The organism is Flavobacterium sp. FG139, from assembly GCF_057809695.1.
This window is the reverse complement of sequence record NZ_JBMDKL010000027.1, coordinates 1-4509: the sequence shown is the minus strand read 5'-3', so window position 1 is coordinate 4509 and position 4509 is coordinate 1. Positions and strand designations below refer to the sequence as shown.

The following is a 4509-nucleotide window of genomic DNA, read 5'->3' as shown; positions in this document are numbered from 1 at the left end:
CTATTTTTGAAATATAAATTAACAAAAAAACGTCAACCTATTTCAGGACAAGACACTAACAATCTAGAAAAAAAATGAAAGTTCAAGACCCTAAAAAAGAAATCATAAAATTGATTGAAAAAACAAAATCACTGATACCTTTTAAACTTGTAACTAATCTTGAAATAAATCCACTAACAAAACTTCCTGATTGGCACATTTTTGAGCATCAAATTTGGAAAAATGGAGAGACAATTAGACAAATTCTATTACTTAACAAAGAACTAAAGAATGATGAAAATCTTTTTGAAAGTCTACTTGAAATAGCTACTAATAGAAATGCAAAAAGAGGAAGGCAGAGTTTTATATTACTTTTCGGAAATGTCAAATATTCTAAATATTCATCAGAACTCATTAAACAAATAGACGATGAATTTGTGGATGGACATATTATTGATACAATTTACAATATGAAGAACAACAATTATATTAAAGAAATTCTACCATTTTGTTCAAGTAAAAATACCTGGATAAGAAATAAGGCAAAAAAGTATATTGAAAAATTTGAAAGCAAAGTTGAAAAATAAAGTACGTCTGCTAACAGCCGTTTGCGCCAATGGCGTGGCTTGGGATTTATCAGAATGCGGAAGTGATTATCTTTTTTCTTTCAATCGCGTTTTTTCTTTCTAACTTTTCGGTATATTTGTTTTCGTCAGTGTCGAAAACCGCCACTGGCGCAAGCGACAGAACGTTAACTGAAACCCGTGGAATCCGGAATAAAAAAGAAAATTTTCGTTTTATAAAACCCCAAAAAAACTTTAAAAGTTGTTGAAAAAATCGTGAAATACTTTTCTGATTTATGATAATTCATAACGCAAAAATTACGAACTTGCGAAAAATAGAATTGAATTATAAATGAAGTTAAAAGAAAAAATAAGTATTGACGAATTTGATGGCAAACGCTATCAGGTAAGACTTGTTGAACCAAATGAAAATGGAAAAGCGGTTTTAACTCATTATCTGCACAACATTCATAACGGAGTTTCAAAGTATTATAAAGATGATGCTTTAGAAGTTTTAAATGATTTTGTAACTTACAAACAAGAAGAAGAAAAACTTTCAATCGTTGCCGAAGATGCAATGCAACAACTTCTTTTTGAAGTTGAAAACGTTCCGTTTCCAACTCCAGAAAACTATACTTTTAAATTTATAGATTTATTTGCAGGAATTGGTGGTTTTAGAATTGCTATGCAAAACCTTGGCGGAAAATGTGTTTTTACAAGTGAATGGGACAAAGAAGCTCAAAAAACTTACAAAGTAAACTTCGGAGAAGTTCCATTTGGCGACATTACAAAACAGCAAATTAAAAATTATATTCCAGAAGAATTCGATTTACTTTGTGCAGGCTTTCCTTGTCAAGCATTTTCAATTGCAGGAAAACGTGGTGGTTTCGATGACACAAGAGGAACATTGTTTTTTGATGTTGCAGAAATTATCAAAAAACATAAGCCAAAAGCAATTTTTCTTGAAAACGTAAAAGGATTACGAAGTCACGATAAAGGAAAAACGTTAGAAACAATTCTAAATGTTTTAAGAAATGATTTAGGTTATTTTGTGCCTGAACCACAAATTATTAATGCCAAAAATTTTGGAGTTCCACAAAATCGAGAAAGAATTTATATCGTTGGCTTCCGCCAAGATTTAAACATTTCGAGTTTTGAATATCCAAAACCTTTAGAAAACAACCCAACTTTTGAAGAAGTAAAAGAGAAAAATGTTCCACCAACAAAATACTATCTTTCAACGCAATATGTTCAAACTTTAGTTAATCACAAAGCAAGACACGAAAACAAAGGAAATGGTTTTGGTTATGCAATAATTCCAGACAATGGAATTGCAAACGCAATTGTTGTTGGAGGAATGGGAAGAGAAAGAAATTTGGTTTTAGACCATAGAATTGTAGATTACACACCAACAACTCATATAAAAGGAACTGTAAATCGTGAAGGAATTCGTAAAATGACACCAAGAGAATGGGCAAGATTACAAGGATTTCCCGATAATTTTATTATTCCAGTTGCTGACGCATCTGCTTATAAACAATTCGGCAACTCTGTTGCCGTTCCAGCTATTCAAGCAACTGCAAATAAAATTTTAGAACTAATCGGAATTAAAAAATATGCTATCAGGAAATAAAGGAGAATGGAGTGAGATTTACGCTTTGTTCAAATTACTTGGCGATAAACAATTATTTGCAGGCGATGCAGATTTAAATAAAGTTGAAGAATTATTTTATCCTATAATCAAGATTATTCGTAACGAAAGTGGCGGTAATTTTGAATATGAAATTAATGGAGATTTAGTAATTATTTCTGGTGGAAAAGAACAATTAAGAATTCCTGTAAAAACTTTTACTGAGCAATCGGTAAAGTTATTAGCAACAATAAAAGCTTCAAATGGAGCATTTAGTATTCCAGAAATTGAAACTTTTATGTACTCAATAAATTGTGGTTCTTTAAAAGCAAAATCAACTTCTAAATCTGATATTCAAATCGTTATACATGACCAAAGAATAAATCAAACTGCTGAATTAGGATTTAGCATTAAATCACAACTTGGAGGACAAGCTACGCTTTTAAACGCAGGAAAAACTACTAATTTCATTTATCAAATTTCAGATTTTCAACCAACAGAAAATCAAATAAAAAGCATAAACGAAATTGACACAAAAAGTAAAATTAAAGATAGAATAGAAAACATAAAACAACTAGGTGGAAACATAAATTACGTTTCGCTTGAACAAGATGTATTCAAAAATAATTTAGTTTTAATTGATAGTTTGTTGCCAAACATTCTAGCTGAAATTGTGAGAACTTTTTATACATCAAATTTAAGTTCAATCAAAGATTTAACTGAAAATATAAACAAAACAAATCCATTAAATTATGACAATCAATTTGCTCATACATTTTATGAATACAAAATTAAACGCTTCTTAACTGACGTAGCATTAGGAATGACACCTTCAAAAGTTTGGAATGGAATTTATGATGCAACAGGTGGATATTTAATTGTAAAAGAAAACGGAGATGTTTTGTGTTATCATATTTACAATCGAAATCAGTTTGAAGATTACTTATTTCAAAACACAAAATTAGAAACCGCAAGTAGTTCAAGACACGAATTTGGAAAAGTTTACAGCGAAAATGGAAAAAGCTATTTCAAACTAAATTTGCAAATCAGATTTAAATAAAACGGCTTCAGTTAACAGCGGTTTCAAGAAATGGCGAGGTATGGGATTTATCAGAAATTGGAAAGGTTTTTAATTAAAAATTTTGTTTATATTTGAGAAGGCTTGGTCTTGGTTCATCGCCACTTCTTGAAGCCGCAAAACGTTAGCAGTAACCTTTTGAAAAATCGTATGAAAAGAACTTTTGTCATATTATTATTAATCACTTTTGTAAATAGTTTTGCAAGTGCAATTTATCCAAAAGCATTACGTGTTTTAACTAAAAATAGTGAACTAATTACGTATGGAAAAGTTTTAAAAATTTACACAACAAATATTAAAAACGATTTCAACTTTAATGAAATTGCTGAAGTTGAAACTATCGAAATTCTTAAAGGAAAAAGTCAAACAAAAATTATAAAAATCTTATATAAATCAGGAGTTGGTTGTCCGCCATCTCCAAAATTCACTTTAAACACAAATGTTTTAGCATTTCTATTTTATAAAAATGGTAATTATATTTCTGTCGGTTTTTCAAGTGGAGTTAAAACTTTAAAACAAAACGAATTTGAAGTTTTTAAAAGCAGAATTATTGAAATAAATGAAATTAATAATATAAATGACGAAAAAGAACGAAACCTAAAAGTTAAAGATTGGGCTTTTGTTTGCTTGTCTGATTCTATAACCAAAAGCGATGGAGTTTGGGAATTAAAAAGAGAAGAAATAATAAATATTTTAACTATTGAAAATAAAGAACTTATTAAACAACTTTTATTTTCTAATCACGAATTTGATTATAGTTGCGATTTTGTTTTTGCAGATATTATAAAAACTGAAAACCAAAACGAAGTAGATAAATTACTTTTAAAAAATTTATTATTAGTAGAAAGCAAAGATATTATCTACGTTTTTGAGGATTACTTTATGCGTTTAGAACATTTAGGAAATAAGGAATTGAATACTAAACTAAAAGAACAATTCGAAAAATATATGGATTATGGAGAAGAAAACGAAAACAAAATGATGTCGACAAATAAAGAATTTATCAAAAACATAACAAATTAAGGCTACTGCTAACACAGGTTTTATGCTATTGCTGCGCTTGGGCTTTTTTGGACGCTTGGTCTCTTATCTTTTTTCTTTAAATCATACTTTTTCTTTCAAAGTTTTCGGTATATTTGTTTTGGTCTGTAACAAAAACAGCAACAGACATAAAGCCTGGGAACGTTAGCAGAAAGCATACCCAATGACAATTCCTGAAATAGGTTGACAAAAAATTAAACACTTTTTGCAACTTATGA

At 29.4% G+C, this 4509-nt stretch carries 4 protein-coding genes; all 4 read left to right on the top strand.

What is annotated here, in order from left to right; translation table 11 throughout:
• Positions 1 to 74: 74 nt before the first annotated feature.
• The 4 genes from ACODSI_RS14840 to ACODSI_RS14825 all read left to right on the top strand — a co-directional run bounded on the left by ACODSI_RS14840 (position 75) and on the right by ACODSI_RS14825 (position 4273).
• Positions 75 to 566 carry a hypothetical protein gene (locus tag ACODSI_RS14840; protein ID WP_488917637.1) on the top strand — a complete coding sequence of 164 codons (492 nt, stop codon included), beginning with the start codon at positions 75 to 77 and terminating at the stop codon, positions 564 to 566.
• Positions 567 to 894: 328 nt separating this feature from the next.
• Positions 895 to 2175: a DNA cytosine methyltransferase gene (locus ACODSI_RS14835; protein WP_488917636.1), complete on the top strand. Its 1281-nt coding sequence runs from the start codon at positions 895 to 897 to the stop codon at positions 2173 to 2175.
• Positions 2159 to 3232 carry an HpaII family restriction endonuclease gene (locus ACODSI_RS14830; RefSeq protein ID WP_488917635.1) on the top strand — a complete coding sequence of 358 codons (1074 nt, stop codon included), beginning with the start codon at positions 2159 to 2161 and terminating at the stop codon, positions 3230 to 3232. Before ACODSI_RS14835 ends, ACODSI_RS14830 begins: the two co-directional genes overlap by 17 nt.
• A 168-nt stretch (positions 3233 to 3400) precedes the next feature.
• Positions 3401 to 4273, top strand: coding sequence for a hypothetical protein (locus tag ACODSI_RS14825; protein ID WP_488917634.1), 873 nt, complete (start codon positions 3401 to 3403; stop codon positions 4271 to 4273).
• Positions 4274 to 4509 lie beyond the last annotated feature (236 nt).

What these genes read in the sequence shown, in the direction of transcription:
- ACODSI_RS14825 (WP_488917634.1), top strand. Translation starts at nt 3,401, where the DNA reads ATGAAAAGAACTTTTGTCATATTATTATTAATCACTTTTGTAAATAGT.
- ACODSI_RS14840 (WP_488917637.1), top strand. Translation starts at nt 75, where the DNA reads ATGAAAGTTCAAGACCCTAAAAAAGAAATCATAAAATTGATTGAAAAA.
- ACODSI_RS14830 (WP_488917635.1), top strand. Translation starts at nt 2,159, where the DNA reads ATGCTATCAGGAAATAAAGGAGAATGGAGTGAGATTTACGCTTTGTTC.
- ACODSI_RS14835 (WP_488917636.1), top strand. Translation starts at nt 895, where the DNA reads ATGAAGTTAAAAGAAAAAATAAGTATTGACGAATTTGATGGCAAACGC.